At 63.5% G+C, this 22,238-nt stretch carries 20 protein-coding genes; 15 read left to right on the top strand and 5 right to left on the bottom strand.

Annotated elements, in window-relative coordinates; genetic code table 11:
• Nucleotides 1-37 precede the first annotated feature (37 nt).
• The 4 genes from HWE17_RS21900 to HWE17_RS21885 all read right to left on the bottom strand — a co-directional run bounded on the left by HWE17_RS21900 (nucleotide 38) and on the right by HWE17_RS21885 (nucleotide 3,212).
• Nucleotides 38-742: an anaerobic ribonucleoside-triphosphate reductase activating protein gene (locus HWE17_RS21900; protein ID WP_176390220.1), complete on the bottom strand. Its 705-nt coding sequence runs from the start codon at nucleotides 740-742 to the stop codon at nucleotides 38-40.
• Nucleotides 735-932: an anaerobic ribonucleoside-triphosphate reductase gene (gene nrdD / locus HWE17_RS21895; protein WP_035817515.1), complete on the bottom strand. Its 198-nt coding sequence runs from the start codon at nucleotides 930-932 to the stop codon at nucleotides 735-737. The genes HWE17_RS21900 and nrdD overlap by 8 nt, the downstream gene beginning before the upstream one ends.
• Nucleotides 929-2,677, bottom strand: a complete 1,749-nt coding sequence (locus HWE17_RS21890) for a ribonucleoside triphosphate reductase (protein WP_035817517.1) — start codon at nucleotides 2,675-2,677, stop codon at nucleotides 929-931. The genes nrdD and HWE17_RS21890 overlap by 4 nt, the downstream gene beginning before the upstream one ends.
• 118 nt (nucleotides 2,678-2,795) lie before the next feature.
• Nucleotides 2,796-3,212: a hypothetical protein gene (locus HWE17_RS21885; protein WP_176390219.1), complete on the bottom strand. Its 417-nt coding sequence runs from the start codon at nucleotides 3,210-3,212 to the stop codon at nucleotides 2,796-2,798.
• Between the two features lie 165 nt (nucleotides 3,213-3,377).
• Between HWE17_RS21885 and HWE17_RS21880 the strand changes: the two genes are divergently transcribed.
• From HWE17_RS21880 to HWE17_RS21870, 3 genes are read left to right on the top strand one after another with little or no spacing between them, the layout of a single operon-like run.
• Entirely contained in the window at nucleotides 3,378-4,412 is a 1,035-nt protein-coding gene (locus tag HWE17_RS21880) for a peptidase U32 family protein (protein ID WP_035826745.1), read from the top strand.
• Nucleotides 4,413-4,421: 9 nt separating this feature from the next.
• The gene (locus tag HWE17_RS21875) at nucleotides 4,422-5,318 is read left to right on the top strand and encodes a U32 family peptidase (RefSeq protein ID WP_099388543.1); all 897 of its coding nucleotides are present in this window, start codon (nucleotides 4,422-4,424) and stop codon (nucleotides 5,316-5,318) included.
• 20 nt (nucleotides 5,319-5,338) lie between these two features.
• Complete coding sequence (locus HWE17_RS21870) at nucleotides 5,339-5,866, top strand: SCP2 domain-containing protein (RefSeq protein WP_099402486.1); 528 nt, start codon at nucleotides 5,339-5,341, stop codon at nucleotides 5,864-5,866.
• 31 nt (nucleotides 5,867-5,897) lie between these two features.
• Here HWE17_RS21870 and HWE17_RS21865 read toward each other — a convergent pair whose 3' ends face one another.
• The gene (locus HWE17_RS21865) at nucleotides 5,898-6,146 is read right to left on the bottom strand and encodes a heavy-metal-associated domain-containing protein (RefSeq protein ID WP_158300164.1); all 249 of its coding nucleotides are present in this window, start codon (nucleotides 6,144-6,146) and stop codon (nucleotides 5,898-5,900) included.
• A gap of 522 nt (nucleotides 6,147-6,668) precedes the next feature.
• Here HWE17_RS21865 and aspT (HWE17_RS21860) point away from each other — a divergent pair.
• The 12 genes from aspT (HWE17_RS21860) (at nucleotide 6,669) to HWE17_RS21805 (ending at nucleotide 22,217) form a co-directional block, all read left to right on the top strand.
• A complete protein-coding gene (gene aspT / locus HWE17_RS21860) occupies nucleotides 6,669-8,351 on the top strand; it encodes an aspartate-alanine antiporter (protein ID WP_176390218.1) in 1,683 nt (560 codons plus the stop codon).
• A 44-nt stretch (nucleotides 8,352-8,395) separates the two neighbouring features.
• Nucleotides 8,396-10,084 carry an aspartate-alanine antiporter gene (aspT, locus tag HWE17_RS21855; protein WP_176390217.1) on the top strand — a complete coding sequence of 563 codons (1,689 nt, stop codon included), beginning with the start codon at nucleotides 8,396-8,398 and terminating at the stop codon, nucleotides 10,082-10,084.
• Nucleotides 10,085-10,130: 46 nt separating this feature from the next.
• Nucleotides 10,131-11,735: a bifunctional aspartate transaminase/aspartate 4-decarboxylase gene (locus tag HWE17_RS21850; protein WP_176390216.1), complete on the top strand. Its 1,605-nt coding sequence runs from the start codon at nucleotides 10,131-10,133 to the stop codon at nucleotides 11,733-11,735.
• Nucleotides 11,736-11,912: 177 nt separating this feature from the next.
• Nucleotides 11,913-13,322 (top strand): TolC family protein, encoded by a 1,410-nt coding sequence (locus tag HWE17_RS21845; protein ID WP_255206346.1) that lies wholly within the window; start codon nucleotides 11,913-11,915, stop codon nucleotides 13,320-13,322.
• A gap of 2 nt (nucleotides 13,323-13,324) precedes the next feature.
• Nucleotides 13,325-14,299: an HlyD family secretion protein gene (locus HWE17_RS21840; protein ID WP_176390215.1), complete on the top strand. Its 975-nt coding sequence runs from the start codon at nucleotides 13,325-13,327 to the stop codon at nucleotides 14,297-14,299.
• A gap of 6 nt (nucleotides 14,300-14,305) precedes the next feature.
• On the top strand, nucleotides 14,306-15,487 hold the full coding sequence (locus HWE17_RS21835) for an ABC transporter permease (RefSeq protein WP_176390214.1): 1,182 nt from the start codon (nucleotides 14,306-14,308) through the stop codon (nucleotides 15,485-15,487).
• On the top strand, nucleotides 15,484-16,632 hold the full coding sequence (locus HWE17_RS21830; RefSeq protein WP_176390213.1) for an ABC transporter permease: 1,149 nt from the start codon (nucleotides 15,484-15,486) through the stop codon (nucleotides 16,630-16,632). Before HWE17_RS21835 ends, HWE17_RS21830 begins: the two co-directional genes overlap by 4 nt.
• A 2-nt stretch (nucleotides 16,633-16,634) precedes the next feature.
• Nucleotides 16,635-17,153 carry a hypothetical protein gene (locus tag HWE17_RS21825; protein WP_176390212.1) on the top strand — a complete coding sequence of 173 codons (519 nt, stop codon included), beginning with the start codon at nucleotides 16,635-16,637 and terminating at the stop codon, nucleotides 17,151-17,153.
• Between the two features lie 281 nt (nucleotides 17,154-17,434).
• Nucleotides 17,435-19,012 (top strand): AAA family ATPase, encoded by a 1,578-nt coding sequence (locus HWE17_RS21820; RefSeq protein ID WP_176390211.1) that lies wholly within the window; start codon nucleotides 17,435-17,437, stop codon nucleotides 19,010-19,012.
• Nucleotides 19,009-19,476, top strand: coding sequence for a hypothetical protein (locus tag HWE17_RS21815; RefSeq protein ID WP_176390210.1), 468 nt, complete (start codon nucleotides 19,009-19,011; stop codon nucleotides 19,474-19,476). The genes HWE17_RS21820 and HWE17_RS21815 overlap by 4 nt, the downstream gene beginning before the upstream one ends.
• A gap of 9 nt (nucleotides 19,477-19,485) precedes the next feature.
• Complete coding sequence (locus HWE17_RS21810) at nucleotides 19,486-20,457, top strand: hypothetical protein (RefSeq protein ID WP_176390209.1); 972 nt, start codon at nucleotides 19,486-19,488, stop codon at nucleotides 20,455-20,457.
• The gene (locus HWE17_RS21805) at nucleotides 20,454-22,217 is read left to right on the top strand and encodes a VWA domain-containing protein (RefSeq protein ID WP_176390208.1); all 1,764 of its coding nucleotides are present in this window, start codon (nucleotides 20,454-20,456) and stop codon (nucleotides 22,215-22,217) included. Before HWE17_RS21810 ends, HWE17_RS21805 begins: the two co-directional genes overlap by 4 nt.
• Nucleotides 22,218-22,238: the final 21 nt, after the last annotated feature.

The following is a 22,238-nucleotide window of genomic DNA, read 5'->3' as shown; positions in this document are numbered from 1 at the left end:
ATTTTGTGGGACTTTCAACAATTATGTGGCTGCAGGATCAACCGCCATGATTACGGAATGTAAATCGCGGAAACATGGCGCCGATTTGCGCCACAGTAGTCGCCGCCGGATAGCCGTGCAAGGGGCGGCCGGACAGCGCCGCGTCCGCGCAGCCTTCGGCGCGGAACTGCTGCAGCACGTAGTTCTCGACGCCCTTGGCGGCCAGGGTGGCGGCCAGGGCCAGCAACTGCTCGTCCGGCAGCAGGTCCGGGTGGGTGGTGGTGCGGCATTCGTAAGCCACGCCGCTGGCGAGGATGGCGTCCAGGCAGGCGCGCGCCGGGTCGCCGCTGCCGGCCACGCGGGTCACATGACGATAGTCGGCAAACGGCGCCTTGATGTCGAAGCCGACCCAGTCAACCAGGGGCAGCACTTCCTGCAGGCGCTGCGGATAGATGCAGGCCGTGTGCAGGCCGATGCCGAACCCCAGTTCCCTGGCGTCCTGCATGGCGCGCGCCAGCGCCGGGTCCATGCACGCTTCGCCGCCGCTGAAGACGACGGCGTCGACCAGGCCTACGCGGCGGCGCAGCCAGGTCAGGACGTCCTGCCAGGGCATGGCGCCTTCCGGCGTGCGCGCCTGCAAATGCGGATTGTGGCAATAGCCGCAACGCCAGGGGCAGCCCTGCACGAACACCACGGCAGCCAGCTTGCCCGGGTAGTCGGTGGCGGAAAAGGGCGTCAGGCCGCCCACTTTCAACTCAGCCATGGCAGGCGGGCTGGCCAACCTTGGCGCTCGCTTCCGTAAAATACTGGCGCTCGTGGAATTCGCCCTGCTTGCCGATGTTGAACGAGGCGACGGGGCGGTGGTAGCCCATCACGCGGGTCCAGATTTCGCAGCGCTGGCGTTCGGTGTCGAGCAGGGTGATGGCGGGAGTGAAGTCGGGACGTGCGTTCATGGCGTTTCCTTGAGTGGGTGAGCGAGATCGGACTGCTTGCGGGCGATCAGTTCCGCGTCGCAGGTGGGACAGAATTCATGTTTGCCGGCCAGGTAGCCGTGGCGCGGGCAGATGGAAAACGTGGGCGTGACGGTGATGTAGGGCAGCGAAAAGCGGCTCAGCGCGCGTTTGACCAGCTCGCGGCAGGCGTTGGCGTCCGACAGCGCTTCCGTCATGTACAGGTGTAGCACCGTGCCGCCCGTGTACTTGCGCTGCAGCGCGTCCTGCAATTCCAGCGCCTCGAACGGATCGTCCGTATGGCCGACGGGCAGCTGCGATGAATTCGTGTAATACGGGTTGTCGCTTGTTCCCGCCTGCAGGATGGCGGGATAGCGCTTGCGGTCTTCGCGGGCGAAGCGGTACGTCGTGCCTTCGGCCGGCGTCGCTTCCAGGTTGTACATATGGCCCGTCTCTTCCTGGAATTGCACCATGCGGGCGCGCACGTGGTCGAGCAGGCGTATCGCCAGCGCATGGCCCTCGGCGGACGTGATGTCGTAAGCATCGCCGCTGAAATTGCGGATCATCTCGTTGATGCCGTTTACGCCCAGGGTGGAAAAGTGATTGCGCAAGGTGCCCAGGTAGCGTTTCGTGTACGGGAACAGGCCTTGCTGCATCAGTTCCTCGATGGTGCGGCGCTTGATTTCCAGGCTGGTCTTGCCCAGCTCCAGCAGGCGGTCCAGGTCGGCCAGCAACGCAGGCTCGTCGCCGCGCCACAAGTGGCCCAGGCGCGCGCAGTTGATCGTCACCACGCCCAGGGAGCCGGTCTGCTCGGCGGAACCGAACAGGCCATTGCCCCTTTTGAGCAGTTCGCGCAAGTCCAGCTGCAAGCGGCAGCACATGGAGCGGATCATGTTCGGCTTGAGTTCCGAATTGATGAAGTTCTGGAAGTAGGGCAGGCCGTAGCGGGCCGTCATCTCGAACAGGCGTTCCGCGTTTTCGCTATGCCAGTCGAAATCCTCGGTGATGTTGTAGGTGGGGATGGGGAAGGTGAAGACCCGGCCCTTGGCGTCGCCCGCCATCATGATCTCGATGTAGGCGCGGTTGATCATGTCCATCTCGGCCTGCAGCTCGCCATAGCTGAAGTCCATCTCCTGGCCGGCGATGACGGGAATCTGTTCGCGCAAATCGTCCGGGCAGACCCAGTCGAACGTGAGGTTGGTGAACGGCGTCTGCGTGCCCCAGCGTGATGGCACGTTGAGGTTGAAGATCAGCTCCTGCATGTATTGGCGCACGTCTTCGTAGCGCAGGCTGTCCTTGCGGATGTAGGGCGCCATGTAGGTGTCGAAGGAGCTGAACGCCTGCGCGCCGGCCCACTCGTTTTGCAGGGTGCCGAGGAAGTTGACGATCTGGCCGATGGCGCTCGACATGTGCTTCGGCGGGCCCGATTCGATCTTGCCCGGCACGCCATTCAAGCCTTCGTGCAGCAAGGTGCGCAGCGACCAGCCGGCGCAATAGCCGGCCAGCATGTCGAGGTCGTGGATGTGCAGCGCCGCTTCGCGGTGCGCTGCGCCCACTTCCGGCGGATACACCTGGTCCAGCCAGTAGTTGGCGATGACCTTGCCCGACACATTGAGTATCAGGCCGCCCAGCGAGTAGCCCTGGTTGGCGTTGGCGTTGACACGCCAGTCGCGCCGGTCCAGGTATTCATTGATGGACGCGGCGACATCGACCTGGCCGCGTGTGGGGGAAACTGCATTTGTCGTCATGAAACCTCCAATAAACACAACATGCGGTGTTTTTATGGAGATTAATAACTAAATATAGTGGCGTCAAAGGGTGCGTGCAGTTGCGTGACGAATCCTTGATGCAGGTGAAAAAACCACCTCAGCCGGTTTTGTTCCAGCGCGTTTCGCGCAGGATCAGCCAGCTCGCGCAAAAGAATGCGACGCCGCAGGCGGCGATGCTGGCGACGGAGGCGGGCAGCACGTGTGCCCAGATTTCCAGCGGCGAGTAGGTGCTCCAGCTGGCCACGCGTGCGTCGAACGTGACGTAATTCGCCAGCAGCCAGTAGACGGCCAGCAGGCCCGTGCAGATGGCGGCCTGACGCAGCAGCGGCAGTTGGCGGCGCGCGAACACGGCCAGCAGGAACAGCAGCAGCACGCCCGGATACGCGCCCAGCACTTCGGGCGACAGCACGGAGATGGTGTTTGCGTCATAGCCATCGGCCGGGCCGGCCCACTGCACTTGCAGCGCGGTGAGGAACAGGGTGAGCAGGAAAATCAGCAGCGGTTTGCGGGTCATGGCGGTCAATCGACGAGGGTGAAAAGTGGGGCATTTTACAGCCAGGTCAAGCAAGTTGAACGCGCGCCAGCCATGCATGCATTCCTTCACCTGCGTCAAGGACTGGGCGGCATGGGCGGGGCTATAGTCTGCACCCTGAGCCGATACAGGACTGTGAATATCATGATGCTTGATTCAACCACCGCCACCCGCGTGGCCGGACCGCTGGAACTGGTCTGCCCCGCCGGCAGCCTGCCTGCCCTGAAAGCGGCCATCGACAATGGCGCCGATACCGTCTATCTGGGTTTTCGCGACGCCACCAATGCGCGCAATTTCGCCGGCCTCAATTTCGACGAGAAGGCCATCGCCGAGGGCGTGCGCTACGCCCATCAATATGGACGCAAGGTGCTGCTGGCGCTGAACACCTATCCGCAGCCGCACAACTGGGCCGTGTGGCGCAGCGCCATCGACCGCGCCGCGCAGGCCGGCATCGACGCCATGATCGTGGCCGATCCGGGCCTGATGGCGTATGCGGCCCAGCACCACCCGCAGCTGCGTTTGCACCTGTCCGTGCAAGGCTCGGCCACCAACTACGAAGCCATCAATTTTTACCATGAACACTTCGGCATCGCCCGCGCCGTGCTGCCGCGCGTGCTGTCGATGGCGCAGGTGGAACAGTTGATCAGCAAGACGGAAGTCGAGATCGAAGTCTTCGGTTTTGGCAGCCTGTGCGTGATGGTCGAAGGGCGCTGCGCGCTGTCGTCGTATGCGACGGGCGAGGCGCCGAACACGCACGGCGTGTGCTCGCCGGCGAAATCCGTGCGCTGGCTGGAAACGCCGAACGGCCTGGAATCGCGCCTGAACGGCGTGCTGATCGACCGCTATGCACCGGGCGAAAACGCCAGCTATCCGACCCTGTGCAAGGGACGTTTCGAAGTCAATGACGAAGAGTATTACGCCATCGAGGAGCCGGCCAGTCTGAACACGCTGGCGCTGCTGCCGCAGCTGATCGCCATGGGCGTGCGCGCCGTGAAAATCGAAGGACGCCAGCGCAGCCCCGCCTACGTGGCGCAGGTGACGCGCGTGTGGCGCGAAGCGATCGACGCCTGCCGCGAAGGCAATGCGCGCTACGCCGTCAAGCCGGGCTGGATGGCGGCCATGGACAAGCTGGCCGAGGGCCAGCAGCACACCCTCGGCGCTTACCATAGATCTTGGAAATAAAGGATGAACATGCTGAAGCTTTCTTTGGGCCCCTTGCTGTACTACTGGCCGCGCGCCACCGTTTTCGAGTTTTATCAGCAGATCGCCGGCACGGCCGTCGATATCGTGTATCTGGGCGAAACCGTGTGCTCGCGCCGGCATGAGGTGCGCCTGGCCGACTGGCTCGATATCGCCGACATGCTGGCCGCTGCCGGCAAGGAAGTGGTGCTGTCGACGCAGGCGCTGATCGAGGCGGGTGCGGAACTGGCGACCCTGCGCCGCATCACGGGCAATGGCCGCTACGGCGTCGAGGCCAACGACATGGGCGCCGTGCACTGCATGGAAAAGGGCACGCCCTTCGTCGCCGGCCCCCATTTGAACCTGTTCAATGGCCCCAGCCTGCAGTTGCTGGCGCGCCTGGGCGCGCGGCGCTGGGTGATGCCGCTGGAAATGGGACAGACGGCGCTGGCCGAGATGCAGCGCCAGAAACCGGAAGGGCTGGAGACGGAAGTGTTCGCCTACGGCCGCATGCCGCTGGCGTTTTCCGCGCGCTGCTTCACGGCGCGCAACCGCAACCTGCCGAAAGACGATTGCGGCTACAGCTGCCTGGAAGAGCCGGACGGCCTGCTGCTGCGCACGCGCGACGAAGTGCCGTTCCTCGTGTTGAACGGCACGCAGACGCAGTCGGCGCTGGTCTACAACCTGGTGCGCGAACTCGACGCCATGCGCGACATGGGCGTGGCGGTGGCGCGTATCAGCCCGCAGGCCATGCATACGGAACAGGTGATCGCCATCTTTGACCGCGCCCGCCGCGGCCAGGTCAGCGGCATCGGCGCCCAGGCCCAGCTGGCGGCCTGCCAGCCGGCCGGCGCCTGTGACGGTTACTGGCACGGCCAGCCCGGCATGGAACAGCACGCCGCCCATTGAACGCATTGAAAGGAAGCACCATGCAAGATCAACTGGAAAGATTGCCCGTCCCGGCCAAGCCTCCCGCGAGCAAGCCCGCCGTGTCGTATCGGCTGCCCGAGCCGCTGGCCGAATTGCTGTCCAAGCTGCCGCCGTATCCCGCCTCCTGGCTGTTCGTGCAGGGTTTGAACCGCCTGCTGGCGCCGCAATTGCCCGACGACGTGCGGCGCAGCCTGGAAGGGCGCAGCCTGCGTTTGCGGCTGCTGGACGCGGGCATCGCCTTCGATTTCGAGTGGCAGGGCACGGTGTTCGTGGCCGAGCGCTATGTCGATGTACCGGACCTGTGCATCGCCGCCAGCGTGCATGATCTGATGCTGCTGGCGCGGCGCCAGGAAGATCCCGACACCCTGTTCTTCAGCCGCCGCCTGAGCCTGGAAGGGGACACGGAACTGGGTCTGCTGTTCAAGAATACGCTCGACGCCATCGAGTTGCCGCCGTTCGACCTGCAGGCGCTGGGACCGCGCCGCGTGCTGGCGCATCTGCGCGACCGGGGCGCGCGGGAAGGCTGAGCGGGAAGATGGCGGCGCGCAGTGACGGTACTCAATGGCGGCAGTGGCCGCAGGCGCCGCTGCAGGACGGCAGTTGTTCTTCGTTGGAGGCCTCGCCCATGAAGCCGGCGTCATTGACGGCGGCCAGCAGGCGCTCCTGCGTGGCCAGCCGTTCATCGAACTGCACCGTGGCGCCGTGGCGCGCCAGCGAGACGCACACGGTGGCCACGCCCGTGACGGCTTCGAGCGCCCCCGTCAGCCTGTCGGCGCAGCCTTCGTGATCCATTCCAATAATATTCAAGCGCGCTGTCCGCATGGGTTCCTCTTGTTTTTCAAATAAAAAAAACAGCGTAGGCGAGGGGCGCGCATGCCGTCCAGAGCAGCACGCAAGATTTATTTTGTATTTGCGGTTTTATTGATCTGGATTAATTCCCAACCCTGCTGGCCAGCCTGGAAGTGCTGTTGCCCCATCCATGGCTGCCTTATTTCCGTTTGCCGGAGGCAACGCCGCTGGCGCGCCAGGCGCTTTGGTATCGTCCAAAACATTACTAATGGTTTTATTGATCAATGTCAAACAAGCGCTGAATCGTGCGCACGATGTTTGATAAAACGCAAGACGAGTTCAACAGAACACCTGTTGACACTTATAAAATTTTCACCGAACATAATTCCACGTTGCAACATTTTGCAAGACTCTCCCAGCACAAGCGTTTACCGCAGGTGTCGTGCGGGACCCGTGCGCCCGTTCGAAAGTCAGCCGCCGCCAGCCGCCGAACGCTCTGTCCCCCTTGTAACCATCCGTTATCTTTTCGAAGGTTTGCCCATGTTCGATTCGATCACGTCGGTATTGCATCAAGTGCCGGAACTGGCCCTGTTTTTGGCGCTGGCGCTCGGCTATGCGGTAGGGCAGATACGCTTCGGTCCCATCCAGCTGGGCGGCGTGTGCGGCACCCTGATCGCCGCGCTGCTGATCGGCCAGCTGGGCATCACCCTGGACGCCAGCGTCAAGAATGTCTTTTTCATGCTGTTCATCTTTGCCCTCGGCTATGCGGGCGGTCCCCAGTTCTTTGCCAACCTCAACGCCAAGGGCTTGCGCCTGGGTTTGCTGTGCCTGATCGAAGTGGTGGTGGTGCTGGCGCTGGTGCTGCTGGCCACGCGTTTCCTGGGCCTGGACCAGGGCACGGCGGCCGGCATGATGGCGGGCGCGGCGACGGAATCGGCCGTCGTCGGCACGGCCACGGACGCCATCTCGAAGCTGGCGCTGCCAGCCGCCCGCATCGCCGAGCTGCAGGCCAACGTGGTGACCGCGTATTCCATCACATATATTTTCGGCCTGATCGCCATCGTCATCGCCACCAGCCAGATTTTTCCGCTGTTGTTGCGCGTCAACCTGCGCGAGGAAGCCGATAAATTGTGGGAAAAGATGGGCGGCGCGCAGAGCGATGGCGACGGCGTGCAGGCGACGCCGGATATGGTGGGGCGCGCTTACCGCATCAGCCGCGACGCGGGGCGGCGTCTCGATGCCTTGCAGCATATTTTCGCGGGCCGCGCCAGCATCACGCGTGTGCGCCGGCATGGCAAGGTATTGCCTTTGGAACCGGAACTGCGCCTGCGCAACAACGATGAAGTGCTGGTGATCGGCCACCGTCCCGCGCTGGTGGCGGCCGAAGCCATTCTGGGCGAGGAATTTGCCGACACGACGGGCTTGAACATGGCCGTCTCGGCCGTCGAAGTGGTGCTGCAGCAAGCGGCGCTGCTGGGCCAGCCCTTGCGTCAGCTGGCCTTGCCGTCCGGCGTGCACGTGGCGGCCGTCGTCCGTGGCGAGCACAGCATGCCGCCGCTGCCCGATCTGTCCCTGCAGCGCGACGACGTGCTGCGCCTGTATGGCACGACGGAAGGGCGCGAGCTGAACACGGCGTTGGCCGCCATCGGCAAGCGCGTGCCCACGGGCGAGCGCAGCAATATCGTCTACGCCAGCATCGGCATCGTGCTGGGCGTGTATATCGGCGGCTTCAGTGCCAAGCTGGGCGGCATCCCGTTTTCGCTGGGCACGGGCGGCGGCGCCTTGCTCACAGGCCTCGTGTTCGGCTGGTACCAGGCGCGAAAACCGGGCATGCCGGGCATCCACCCGAGCGCGCTCGACATGATGAAAGATATCGGCCTGGCCACCTTCATCGCCTGCGTGGGCCTGGCGTCGGGGCCGCAGGCGATCGATCTGATCCGCCAGTACGGCCTGTCGCTGCCGCTGATGGGCGTGTTGATCGCCGTCGTCCCCGCTTCGCTGTCCCTGCTGGTGGGGCACTTTTTCCTCAAGCTGGAAGCGCCCGTGCTGCTGGGCGCCATCGCCGGCCAGCAATGCAGCACGCCGGCCCTGTCGGCCGTGCAGAACGCGGCCGGCAATTCCACGCCCTTGCTGGGCTACACGATTACGTATGCGATCTCGAACGTGGTGCTGCCCCTGCTGGGGCCGCTCATCGTGGCCCTGGCCGGCTCGGTGCACGCCTGAGGCAGATGCAGTAAAGAAATCCTTCAACATGAAAGGCGGTCCGCATGGAATGGTTGCATGAGTTATTCAAGAAGTCGCCTGAAATTGCCTTGTTTCTCTCCCTGGCAGCGGGTTACTACATCGGCAAGATCAAGTTCGGCTCGTTTCAGCTGGGCGGGGTCGCCGGTTCATTGCTGGTGGCGGTACTCGTCAGCCAGGTAGGCGTCGCCATCGATCCTGGCGTCAAGTCGGTGCTGTTCGCCCTGTTCATTTACGCGGTCGGCTATGAAAGCGGGCCGCAATTTTTCAATTCGCTGGGGCGCCAGTCGGTGCGCGAAATCATTCTGGCCGTCGTGCTGGCCGTGACGTCGCTGCTGACGGTGGTCATCCTGGCCAGGCTCTTTGGCCTGGACAAGGGCCTGGCGGCCGGCGTGGCGGCGGGCGGCTTGACGCAGTCGGCCATCATCGGCACGGCCGGCGACGCGATCACCAAGCTGGGCCTGGCGGCCGAGGAAGTGGCGCGCCTGCAGGGCAACGTGGCCGTCGGCTATGCCGTCACGTATGTGTTCGGTTCGTTTGGCGCCATCATCGTCTGCGTCAACATCTTGCCAAAGCTCATGGGGCGCACCATCCGCGAAGATGCGATCAAGGCGGAAACGGCGCTGCAGGCGGGCGTGCAGGTGCTGGGGCCGGGCCAGACGCCGGCCGCGCCCGACCTGATCGGCCGCATCTACGACGTGGGCCCCGGTGCCGGGCGCTCCGTGGAAGAGATCGAAAGCGCCCATCCGAACACGGCGATTACCATCGAGCGCGTGAAACGCAATGGCCAGATCATCGACGTCAGTCCGGATCTGGTGCTGGCGGCCGACGATATCGTGCTGCTGGTGGGCCGGCGCGAAGCCATGCTCAGCGTGTCTTCCCAGCTGGGCAAGGAATTGCTGGCCGTCGAAGGCATGGAGCTGGTGATGCAGCGCCGCGACATGGTGCTGACCAACAAGGCTTACCACAACAAGACGGTGGGCGAGATCCGCAGCGCCACGGCGCCGGGCGTGCGTCACGGCATCTTTGTCGTGCAACTGAGCCGCATGGGCAAGATCCTGCCGATGCAGGCGGAAACCATCGTGCAGACGGGCGACGTGGTGACCATCTACGGCGCCGAGCAGGACGTCAAGCGCGTGGCGGCCGAAGTGGGTTACATGATCGTGCCAAGCGCCAAGACGGATTTTGTTTACATGGGCGCCGGCCTCGTCGTCGGGTTGCTGGTGGGCTTGCTGGTGGCGCGCATCGGTTCGATTCCGCTGACCCTGGGCAGCGGCGGCGGCGTTCTGCTGTCGGGCTTGGTATTCGGCTGGTTCCGCGCCAAGCGCCAGACCTTCGGCTACATGCCCAGCGGCGCCGTGCAAATCTTGAAAGACCTGGGCCTGGCCGGCTTCGTTGCCGTCGTCGGCCTCACGTCCGGCCTGCAAGCCGTGCAAACCGTGGGCGAACATGGCCTGACCCTGTTTGGCGTCGGCGTGGTGGTGACCATCCTGCCGATGATTTTGACCATGCTGATCGGCCGCTACATCTTGCGTTATGACAACGTGGCCGTGTTTGCGGGCGCCTTGTCCGGCTCGCGCAGCGCCAATCCCGCGTTCGGCGAAGTGCTGAACGCGGCGCAAAACTCGATTCCCACCGTACCGTTTGCCATCACGTATGCCTTGGCCAACGTTTTCCTGACCTTGCTGGGGCCGCTCATCGTGGCCTTCGTTTGAGTCTGCAAGAACCCTGCACATTGTCTGTCTATAAGGAGTAGCACACATGGATTTCAGTAACCCAAGCAAACTCGCCCTGTTGAGCCCATTCGAATTAAAGGATGCGCTGATCCAGACGGCCAAGCAAAGCAACCGTTTGATGCTCAATGCGGGCCGCGGCAACCCGAATTTCCTGGCGACCACGCCGCGCCACGGCTTCTTCCAGTTCGGCCAGTTCGCCATGACGGAAGCGGAACGTTCCTATGTGTACATGGACGATGTGGGTGGTTTCCCCACGCGCGAGGGCATCGAGGCGCGCTTTGAAATCTTCGTGCGTAAACACGAAGGCAACCCCGGCGTGCATTTCATCGAGGCGGCCGTGTCGTATGTGCGCGACCAGCTGGGCTTGAGCGCGGGCGACTTCCTCTACGAGATGTGCGAAGCCATCCTCGGCTGCAACTATCCGGTGCCGGACCGCATGCTGCGCCTGTCCGAGAAAATCGTCGGCCAGTATATCCACCGCGAAATGATCGGCAAGCACCCGTTCGTCGGCAACTTCGACATGTACGCCGTCGAAGGCGGCACTGCCGCCATGACGTATCTGTTCGCCAGCCTGAAATCGAACCACATCATCCAGGAAGGCGACACGATCGCCCTGGGCATGCCGATCTTCACGCCCTACATTGAAATTCCCCAGCTGAACGATTACAAGCTGAACACCGTGCACATCGATGCGCCGCAATCGAATAACTGGCAATTCACCAAGAAGGAACTGGACAAGCTGCTCGATCCCAAAGTCAAAGCTTTCTTCCTCGTCAACCCCAGCAATCCGCCATCCGTCAAGATCGATGACGAAACCTTGGAATACATCGCCAAGATCATCAAGAAGCGCCCGGACCTGATCATTTTGACCGATGACGTGTACGGCACCTTTGCCGACAATTTCGTTTCGCTGTTCGCCATTTGCCCGTTCAACACCATCCTCGTGTATTCGTTCTCGAAATATTTCGGCGCGACGGGCTGGCGCATGGGCGTCGTGGCCACGCATGAAGACAATGTGCTTGACGCCAAGATTGCCAAGTTGCCGGAAACCATCAAGAAGCAGCTCGATGCGCGCTATCACTCCATCACGACGGAGCCGCGCGAGCTGAAATTCATCGACCGCCTGGTGGCCGACAGCCGCACGGTGGCGCTGAACCACACGGCCGGCCTGTCCACGCCCGTGCAGGCGCAGATGACCTTGTTCTCCCTGTTCTCGCTGATGGATGAAGAGCAAAAGTACAAGCAGTCGATGAAGCGCATCGTGCTGCGCCGCAAGGAAGCGCTGTATCGCGAACTGGGCTTGCCAATGGTGCACGACGCCAATTCCGTGCGCTACTACCACCTGCTGGACATGGAGTCCCTGGCCGCGCAGATGCATGGCGTGGAGTTTTCGCAGTGGCTGCTGAAAAAGCTCAAACCCAACGAAGCCCTGTTCCGCCTGGCCGAGGAGACGGGCGTCATCCTGTTGCCGGGCCGCGGCTTCGGCACCACGCACCCGTCCGGCCGCGTGTCGCTGGCCAACCTGAACGAATACGACTACGCCAACATCGGCCGCGCCATCCGCAACATGGCGTCCGAGTTCTTTGCCGTGTTTGAAAAGGAGAAGGGCGGCAAGAAGGCCAAGAAATAACTGGCTTGGCAGAGGTTTGAGCGCAACGGGCGCCCCGCAAGAGGCGCCCGTTTTTTTGTTTCAGTTCCAGTAACCAATAGTGCAGGCTGGAATGGACATCCGTGGATATAATTGTTATTGTGAAAGTATAAACATGGCAACCCCGTGCTTTCCCCTCATTCATTGACTGGACGCTACATGGGCAGATTGCAAGGACACATATCATTATTGCTGGCGGGCGCGCTCGGCGCGGCCATACCCGCCCAGGCGGAACCGCTGACCTTTAACGAAGCGCTGCAGCAAGCGGCCAAGGCTTCGGGCGCCGTGCAGGGCGCCGCGCTCGACGCGCGGGCCAAAACACTGAAGGCCGAAGCCTTGTCGAATATCGATGGTCCTTCCGTGGACTTGACGGCGTTTCGCGGCCGGTTGTCGACGGATTTGAGTATCGATACGAGCGGCCTGGCCGGCGTGGTGGGCGGCATCGAATCCGCGCTGCCGGCGATTCCCGGCTTGCCCACGCCGCACATTCCCAATTCCCTGAACCGCGAAGTGGTGACGGATTTGACGTCGTTCGGCTTGCTGGGCATGTGGCCCATCTACACGGGCGGGCGCCTGGACGCCGTCAAGGGACTCGCATCGAGTCTGACTCTGGCCGCCCAGGCCGAGCGTACGGAAGCGGAAGAGCAGCTGGCCACCCTGGTGGCGCAGCGCTACTTCCAGTTGCTGCTGGCGAAAAGAGTGGTGGCCGTGCGGGCCGAAGTGACGGCCGGCGTGACGCAGCACCAGCGTGACGCGGCCAGGCTGGAAAAAGGCGGCCTGATTTCGCGCGCGGAACGCCTGCGCGCCGACGTGGCCCTCGACAGCGCCCGCAGCGACGAAGCACAGGCGCGCAGCGACGAGGAAATCGCCCAGGTGGCGCTTGATCGCTTGCTTGCCGTCAACACGCAAGTGCTGCCCAGCACGCCGCTGTTCGTCAACAGCTTGCCGGTCGGTACTTTGCAATCGTTTATCAGCACGGGCATGCGGGAAAATGCGAACTGGAAAAAGATCGACAGCAAGCGCGTGCAGGCCGAGCAAGCCTTGAAGCTGCACGGCAAGGAATACGCGCCCACCGTCTTTGCCATCGGTAATTACAATTTGAACCGCGGCAATGAAAAACTCGTGCGCTCGAACTGGGCCATCGGCTTGGTCGTGTCCGTGCCGCTCGTGCACCGTATCAATACGGGCAAGATGATCGCCGCCGCCAAGCTGGACCAGGAGCGGGTGGAAGTGGTGGCGCGCCAGGCCGAGCGCGACATTCCGACCCTGATCGAAAAGAACTGGCGCGCGCTGGAAAACGCCCGCATCCAGTACCTGTCCACGGCGTCGTCGGTGGAACTGGCGCACGAAAATATCCGCTTGCAAACGGTGGCTTTCCAGCAAGGGCAAGTGACGTCGCTGGAAGTGGTCGACGCGCGCCTGAACCTGGCCAAGGTCGAGACCCAGCGGGCGCAGACTGCCTATAACTATGTGATGGGCCTGGCGCAATTGCTGGAAGCGACGGGCGAGACGCAGCGCCTGGGCAGCCTGGCCGCCGCGGCCGATATCCAATTACCTGTGGACAAATAATAATGAGCACCTCCAAAAAACCGTTGGCCATAGTCGCCGCAGTGATCGTGATTGCCTTCGTCGGCTGGGGCTTGTACCAGGCGTTCCAGCCGCAGCGCCTGCCTTTGCAGGGGCAGATGGATGCGCAGGAAGTCAATGTCTCGTCGAAAGTGCCGGGTCGGGTGGGCGAGCTGTACGTCAAACTGGGCCAGACGGTGCCGAAAGGTGAGCTGCTGTTCCAGCTGACGAGTCCGGAAGTGGATGCGAAGATCGCGCAGGCGACGGCCGCCACGCAAGCGGCCGAGGCCGTGGCGCAAAAGGCGCAAGCGGGGGCGCGTCCGGAAGAAGTCGCCGCCGCCAAAGCCAACTGGGAGCGGGCGCAAACGGGCGCCACCATCGCCAAAACCACGTACACCCGCGTCAACAATATGTACGAGCAAGGCGTGATCGCCCAGCAGAAACGCGATGAGGCGCAAGCGCAATGGCGCGCCGCCGACCAGCTGGCGCAGGCGGCCCGCGCGCAATATGACATGGCGCAAAAGGGCGCTCGTCCGGAAGACAAGACGGCCGCCGCCGCCCAGGCGCGCCAGGTGGGGGCCGTGCTGACGGAAGCGCAGATCGCTCTGGCGGAAACGAAGATCGCCGCGCCCGTGGCGGGCCAGGTCAGCAAGATACAGATACAGCCGGGTGAACTGGCGCCGCAAGGCTTTCCCGTAATCACCCTGGTGAACCTCGATGACGCCTGGGCCGTGCTGCAGGTGCGCGAAGATGAAATGGCCGCGTTTGCCATGGGCAGCACGCATACGGCGAATGTGCCGGCGCTGAAACAGCAGCTGAGCTTCAAGGTCAGTTCGGTCGCCGTGCTGCCGGACTTCGCCACGTGGCGCGCGGCCCGTCCGGGCGGCACGGATTTGCGCACGTTTGAGATCCGCTTGCGTCCCGCCATCAAGGTCGAGGGCTTGCGTCCGGGCATGTCGGTCGTGTTTCCACCGCTCTGATACGAGATGAGGGAGATTGACAAAGAGCAGCCGGCGGCGCTGGCACGCGAGTGGCGGCGCTTGCGCGGCGACTTCTGGGACTTTGGCATGCTCAGCTGGATTCCAGTCGTGCTGTGCGGCATGTTGTGGCTGGTGTTTTCGGCCGGCATCGCGCGCGACTTGCCCATCGTCGTCATCGACAACGATAACTCCACCTTGTCGCGCCAGCTGACGCGCTGGCTCGACGCCTCGCCAGGCATCGCCGTGGCGGCGAAAGTGGCGTCCAGCGACGAAGCTTTGCACCGCTTGCGCGAACGCACGGCATTCGGCTACCTGCTGATCCCCGACGATTTCGAGCAGAAACTGCTGGGCGGACGCCAAGCCACCGTGCAATGGCTGTACAACGCGCAGTTTTCCTCGCACGCGGGCGCCTTGCTGCGCGACGTGCGCACGGTCAGCACGACCTTGTCGGCCGGCATCGAGATGACGGCGCGGGTGAAAAAGGGCATGTCGGGCGTGCAGGCTGCCGCCCAGTTCGAACCGATACGCACGACACTGAACAGTTTATACAACGAGAACACCAGCTATGAAGCGTTTCTGACCCTGGCCCTGATGCCGGCCATGCTGCAGATTTTCATCGTCGTCGCCATCGTCACGAGCATCGGACGCGAGTTACGCGACGGCACGGTGCCGCAATGGCTGGCCTCGGCCCATGGCAGCTGGCTGCGCGCCATCGGCGCCAAGCTGCTGTTTCCCCTCATCGCCTACTGCGCGCTGGCGCTGCTGTACTTGCTGTTCTTCAGCCTGGTGCGAGGCTGGGCCGTGGCGGGCAGCTTGCCGGCGTTACTACTGAGCATGCTGCTGCTGGTGCTGGCCTATTGCGGCCTGGCCACCTTGCTGATCGGCGCCACCCTGTCTCTGCGTCTGGCCCTGTCGGGCGCGGCCTTCATCACGGCGCCGGCCTTCGCGTTTGCGGGCCAGGCCTTTCCCCTGATGGCCATGCCGGCGCCGGCCCGCGCTTGGGCGCAAGCCTTGCCGCTCACGCATTATCTGCAGCTGCAAACGAAATACTGGCTGGCCGGCGCGCCGTGGCGTTATGGCGTACAGGAAATGCTGATACTGGCCGGTATCGCCATCGGCTGCGGCGCCGTGGGCATACTCCTGCTGGCGCGCCGCGCGAATGCGCCTGCCGCCTGGGGACGCGCATGATGTGGCCGGCATTTCTCGCCACCTGGCGCGCCATGCTGACGGACAAGGGCGCGCTGACCTTGCTGTTCATCGGCGGCATCATCTATTCCTTCTTTTATCCGCTGCCGTACTCGACGGAAATCGTCCAGCGCGTGCCCGTGGCCGTCGTCGACCAGGACCGCAGCGCCATGTCGCGCCAGTTGACGCGCTTTGCCATGGCCCATCCATCGCTGCAAGTGATCGCCGTCACGCCGGACTTGCCCGTCGCGCAGGACTTGCTGTGGCGCGACGAGGTCATGGGCGTCTTGATCCTTCCCGACGGCTTGCAGACGGACGTGCTGGCCGGGCGCGCCGCCCACGCGCAGGTGGCGGGCAATGGCTTGTATCTGATGCTCAACAAGGTGGCCTTGAATGGCCTGGCCGAAGTGGTGGGCACGGTGTCGGCCGGTATTGAATTGAAACGTCTGGGGGCGGGCACGCCATCCACCATCCAAGCCAACCAGCAGCGCTCGCCCATCGCCTTCGACGCCGTGCCCCTGTTTAACGTTAAGGAAGGTTATGGCGCGTATGTCGTACCCGGCGTGGCGACCTTGATCGTGCAGCAGACCTTGCTGATCGGCATGACCATGCTGTTTGGCACCTGGTACCAGCGCAAGAGTTTCCCCGTGACCGGCAAGCGCACGGCGGGTGCTTACATCGGCATGCTGCTGGCGTTTGCCTGCGTGGCGTTCCTCAACTGCTGCTATTTCTTCGGCTTCGTCTTCTGGTTCCAGGATTACCCCCGTGGCGGCAACTTCGGCGGCATGCTCTTGCTGCTGGTGCTGTTCTCCTTGGCGGAAGCGGCCTTCGGCATGCTGCTGGGCATGCTGTTCCGCACGCGCGAGCGGGGCACGCAGCTGATGATCGCCACCTCGATGCCCGTGCTGTTCCTCGCTGGCCTGACGTGGCCCGTGTCGTCCATGCCCGTCGTGCTGCAATGGCTGCGCTGGCTGCTGCCATCGACGGCCGGCATCCAGGGCTTTGTCGCGCTCAACCAGATGGGCGCTTCGCTGTATGAAATTCGCCATGAAGTGGCGGGCTTGCTGGCCTTGCTGGTAGCGTGCGTGGCGCTGGGCTGGTGGCGCTGGTGCGCCGAGGCGCCAGCGACCATCGTCCAGCAAGGATGAGCATGAAACCAGAGAAAGCGCTGGAGCCCCAGCTGGCCGTGGCGGAAGAAAGATATGCCATGATTTTGGCATCGATCCAGGCTTTTGCACAGTTCTGTGACGTACATGGCGACGACGACAATGCCGAATACGACAGACTCGCGGATCAATTGCAGACGCTAACGGGAAAAGATATCTCCCGCTTCAATTTGCGCGAGTGGTGGGAAGAGGAGGGCGCGGAAGTGCTGGCGTTCAGGATCGCCTTGCCCGACCCCGTGAAACTTGACGATGTCAGCAGGATGGACATCGCACACATCGTTGCCAGGATAGGCCGCTTCGAGCTGTCCGAAGAAGACGCAAGCGAACCAGGCTTCCAGCAGACATTCAGCGCTTTTCTTGATGACTACTACCACGCCTGGTTGAAGCTGCACTGCAAGAGCTATAACTACAAGAAAATATTCGGTGCGCACAAGGACAAGGACGGAAAGCGCTTGTGGTTGACCGACGACGAGAAGGTTGATGTACTCTGGCCGCAACGCTAGCGACGGTATCCATCATGTGTACACCATGCAAGCTTGGCACACCAGGGCGGTGGCGTGCTGTCGTGGTGGGGCAAGGCAGGCTCATGGTCGCTTGGCTCTTTTTCTGCAATGCTGCCGGCAGCAGCCGGCAAAAACCGTCACGCACGGGATCGGGCAGCTTGTCACTGGCGCGCGCGGCTGGCGAACTGAACAATGCTAGCTGGTACTTTATGTAATAATTTTACTTAGGTGAACCCGGCAAATGGCTGGGTTCGAAATTACTGATTTTCTGAAAATTGTCCATGGCTTTCAACCTCTTCCAGCGCCTGTCCCAGGCCCCCACCAAACCCAAGTCCGCGCCCGTTGCGCGGCAGTTCGACGTGGCCGACCTGTACCAGGGCCCCATCGCGCTGGGAGCGGAAGGCGAGACGCAGGCGCGGCCTTTCGATGAAAAGCTGCGCCAGGCGTATTTCTGGATCGTCAACCACGCCATCATCAGTCCCCATTACGATATCGAATACAACGATGGCCCGTCGCAGACGTATTCGGTGGGCGACAGCCGCCGCACCCTGAATCTGCCGTCGGCGCAAAGCTATTCGAGCTTCATTTTGCTGCCGCTGCTGACGTTCGCCACGCGCCGCAAATGTCTGTTCGTCGGCGGACCGGGGCGGGGCAAGACGGCCAGCGCCTTGCTGATGGGCGTGCTGGCCGGTTCCACCGTCAAGGAAGTCAAACGCGCCATGCAGCATGGCCACCCGCAGATGACGGTGGCCGATTTGCTTGGCAATCCGCTGCCCGCCGATCTGGTGAACGCGCAAAGCATGGACGATATCCGCATCGCCTGGCGCGCCTGGCTGGGCATGCGCGTGAAGATCGTCGATGAATACAACCGCATCCCCACGCGCACGCAAAGCGCGCTGCTCACCGTCATGGGCGACAATTACGCGGAAGTGCTGAACCATATTTACGAATGCCCGGAAGCGGCTTGGTATCTGACGGCCAACGACGACCAGGGCGGCGGCACCTACCAGGTGATCGAAGCGCTGCGCGACCGGGTCGACGTGACGGTGCAGGCGCTGGCCTTCAACCCGCGCTTTCTGAACGAGTTGCTGCTGCGCGTGGAAGAAAACGTGCGCCCCGAAGAGCTGGTACCGCCCGATATCATCTTCACGGAAGCGGAAGTGGACCAGATCGGCGAAGCGATCCGCCAGGTGGGTATCCCCGACGCCGTGCGCCGGCGCCTGGAATTCTTCGCCAGCCAGTTCGAGCTGTTCGAGACGGCCGGTGGCCAGTTCGAATACATGACCAAGGATACGGCCCGCCTGGCCGGCGCCGACCGGGGGCAGGCGCAGGCGGCCGACAATGGGCGCGACCGCCTGAAGGACCTGGGCTGCCAGACCCTGAACGGCATCTCCGTGCGCACCCTGATGGCGCTGATGATCTACGCCAAGGCCATGGCGTATTTCCGCGGCAATGGCGAGGTGGAGCTGGAAGACTTGCGCCAGGTGCTGCCATTCGTCCTGCATAACAAGCTGCAGCCGGACTCGGACGCGCCATTTTTCGCGCTGCCGGAAAACGCCGCCTACCGCAGCGACAGACTGGGCTGGCTGCGCCGTTTGTTCGATTTGTCGAACGATGAATTCAACCGCCTGGACCTGGACCGCGACGATCCTGTCGGCGTGCTGTCGGCCGAATTCGACCTGGGCCTCGACGGCGTCAGCGAGCGCGAAACCCTGGCGCGTTTGAACCGCATCGAAAAGCTGATCGGCGAACGCACGAAGGGGAGAAAACTGTACGGTCCCCTGTACGACGATCTGTTGAAACTCAAGTATCTGCACCAGCGCTATACGAATTACCGCAGCTGGCTGCGTTCGCAATGAGCGTCCTTCGCTGTCAAGGCTTCCTGGAAGCGCTGGCGCTACTGAATAGTGAAGCGAGCGACCTGTGCGCGAGCTACGAGTTGCAGCGCCTGCCCGATGCGCCCGATTTGACGACGGCGCTGGGCTTGCGCGTGGAAGATTACGCCTTGCGCGTCATCGCACCCGCGCGCGACTTGCCGGCGCCGCTGTGGCACATTAGTGCGGCGCCGTGCGGACGCGCGCAGCTGGAACAGGTATGCCAGCGCTGGTTTTTCTCATCGCGGCACATGCAGGCGGCGCCCCCCGGGCGCTTTCGCGCGCAGCTGGTGGCCGCCTTCCTGGAATCGCTCGACGACGCGCTCGGCGGATTTTCCCTGCACGCCGTGACGATGACGCCACCAATGTGGTACGCGATCCACTGGAACGAGATCGCATTCGAGCGCGATGGCGAACGCTATCTGTTGCACTTGTCGCACAGCGACTGAAAGGCTGCGATGATTTCTCCTGCCTTCGCCTCGATACTTGCCAGCGGCCGCGCCCAGTTCAATGCGCGCGCTGTGGAAGCGCGCCGGCGTTTCCCCTCGCTCGATATGGCCTCCTTTGGCGTCTTCTTGCACGACGGCGTCGATCCGCTGGTGCAGGCCGTGGCAGCCGCCGCGCCCGAGCGCGTGGGCGGCGTGACCCTGGCCGCCTACGACATGGCCCTGGAACTGGTGGGCCATGGCCTGGCCGGACCGGTCGCGAAAAATACCTTCTTGAATACCGTCTGGCGAGAACTGGCGCCGCAGTTTGCGCCGCTGCTGGCGACGGCGCCCGTGGATGTATTGGGCATGCTCAGCAACGCCGCCATCCACATTTGCACCGTGGCTGGCGCGCGGCCCGCGCAGTGGCAGGCCGGGATGGCTGCCGTGGCGCCGCAAGTGGGCAGCGTCGCGCAGCTGCGCGCCGTCGGGCAGGTGCTGGCCTGGCGCGCCGGCGTCGCGCATTTCCGCCTGGGCGCGCTGGCCGCCGCCGACACCTTGCCGCCCGCGCTGGCGCTGGCCGCGTTTGACGAGCCGGGTGCGCAATGGCCGCAGGTGCATGCGCAGCTCATGGCGAATCCATGGCGCGGCAATGCCGAGGGCAGGGAGTTCGGCAGCTTCAGTGGCCTCGGTGGCGATTTCGGCACGCCGCCGCAAGTGCGCGCGACAAACGATGGTTTTGTCGTGCGCAGCGCCGAGCGCCACTACCTGCTGGTGGCCGACGCCTATGGCGCCGTGCTGCACAGCGCCACGGCGCAGGAGTATGAACAGGCCAATACCGGCATGCCATCATCCGTGCGCCTCGATGGCGCCACCGTGCACGTCGGCGCGCGCAGCATCGCGCTCGACCTGCCGGCCGGCGACATCGCGCTTGCCGCGAATGCGCATACGCTGGCCATCACGTCGCCGTGGACGCACGCGATCCGCCTGCTGCCGCTCGCATGAAGACGACCGCCGACACCGCGCTGATCGACGCCTGGCGCGCCGCCTGGCCCGAGGCCCTGGCCGTGTGGAGCAAATTTACGCGCTTGCGCGATCCGAACCTGTGCGCCAGCCGCGTCGAGGCCAGCAAGCAGGGCTTGTCCGGCAGCTTTGCCATGATCCGCTTGCTGGACCAGAGCGTGGTGGTGGACTTGCCGCTGGTGACGGAGCTGGGTCTGGACGACTATGCGCTGGAAGTGCTCGCCCATGAAATCGGCCACCACATCCTCGCGCCGGGCAGCGCCAGCGACCAGTTTCGCCTGCTGGCGCGCATGCGCCGCGCCTTGCCCACCCTGGAGCAGCACGCGCCCATGGTGGCCAATCTGTACACGGACCTGTTCATCAACGACCGTCTGCAACGCCAGGCGAATCTGCGCATGGCCGACATCTACCGCAAGCTGCAGCATGGGCGCGCGGCGGATGCTAACGCAAAAAGCAGCGGCGGCGTATGGACCCTGTACATGCGCATCTATGAAAACCTGTGGCAGCTGGAAAAGGGTGAATTGGGAGGCGGCCAGGCCGATGAACGCCTGGACACGGATGCCTGGCTCGGTGCGCGCCTGATCCGCGTCTACGCGAACGACTGGATGCTGGCGGCGGGCCGCTTCGCCACCTTGCTGCTGCCTTACCTGGTCGAGGATACCGACGCTCTGAGCCCCAGCCGCTACCTGTTCGACACGCGCGATGCGGCCCGTGGCTGCCAGACGTATGGCGCGCAGCAGATCGAGGATGACGAGGCGGATGGCGCCATCCATCCCGTGCACGACAAGCGCATCTCGGGCCTTGATGGTGAAGAACCGCCAGCCGAGGCGCCGGCCAGGCAGGGTGCCGGTCAGCTGCGCGAACCGTTCGAGCTGGGCGACATTCTAAAGGCGTCGGGCGTGGACCTGAGCGACCATGAAATCGCCATCCGCTATTACCGCGAGCGGGCCTTGCCGCACCTGGTCGCATTCCCCAGCCGTCCTGCACCCGAGTCGCAGGAGCCGCAAATGGAAGGGCTGGAGCCATGGGAAATCGGCGACCCGCTGGAAGACATCGACTGGCTGCAATCCGTGATGCAATCGCCGCGCCCCGTGCCGGGTGTGACCACCGTGCGCCGCGTGTACGGCCGCGAACCGGCGCGCGCCATCGACGCCGTGCCCGTGGACCTGGACATGTACGTGGACAGTTCCGGTTCCATGCCGAACCCGCAGGCGCACACCTCGTTTTTGACACTGGCTGGCGCCGTCATCGCGCTATCGGCCTTGCGCGCTGGCGCGAAAGTGCAGGTGACCCTGTGGAGCGGCAAGAACGAAGTGATGCAAACGCCCGGTTTCGTGCGCGATGAAGACCTGATCCTGGGTGTGCTGACGGAATTTTTCGGCGGCGGCACCTGTTTCCCCATCCACCGCCTGCGCCAGACCTATGCGGCAAAGCGCGAGCGGCCCGCGCACATTTTGATGATTTCCGATGATGGCATCACCACCATGTTCGACAAGGATGAACTGGGCAACAGCGGCTGGGATATTTCCGCCAAGGCGCTGGCGCAGGGGGGCGCGGGTGGCACCATGGCCCTGAACCTGGAGCGCGACTGGGAGGGCGCGGCCAGCCACACATGGCTGCAGAAAACCTACGATGATTTGAAGCGCGCGCGCCGCGAGCAGGGCTGGGATATCCACGCCGTCGAGCGCTACGAGGACTTGCTGGACTTTGCGCGGGCGTTCAGCCGCAGGCATTATGTTTAAATTACCCCAAAGTCTAAACCT

This window comes from Janthinobacterium sp. BJB401 (genome assembly GCF_013372745.1).
In the GTDB taxonomy this organism is placed as follows: domain Bacteria; phylum Pseudomonadota; class Gammaproteobacteria; order Burkholderiales; family Burkholderiaceae_D; genus Janthinobacterium; species Janthinobacterium rivuli.
The sequence above is the reverse complement of the archived record's forward strand: the minus strand, read 5'-3'. Positions and strand labels throughout refer to the sequence as shown.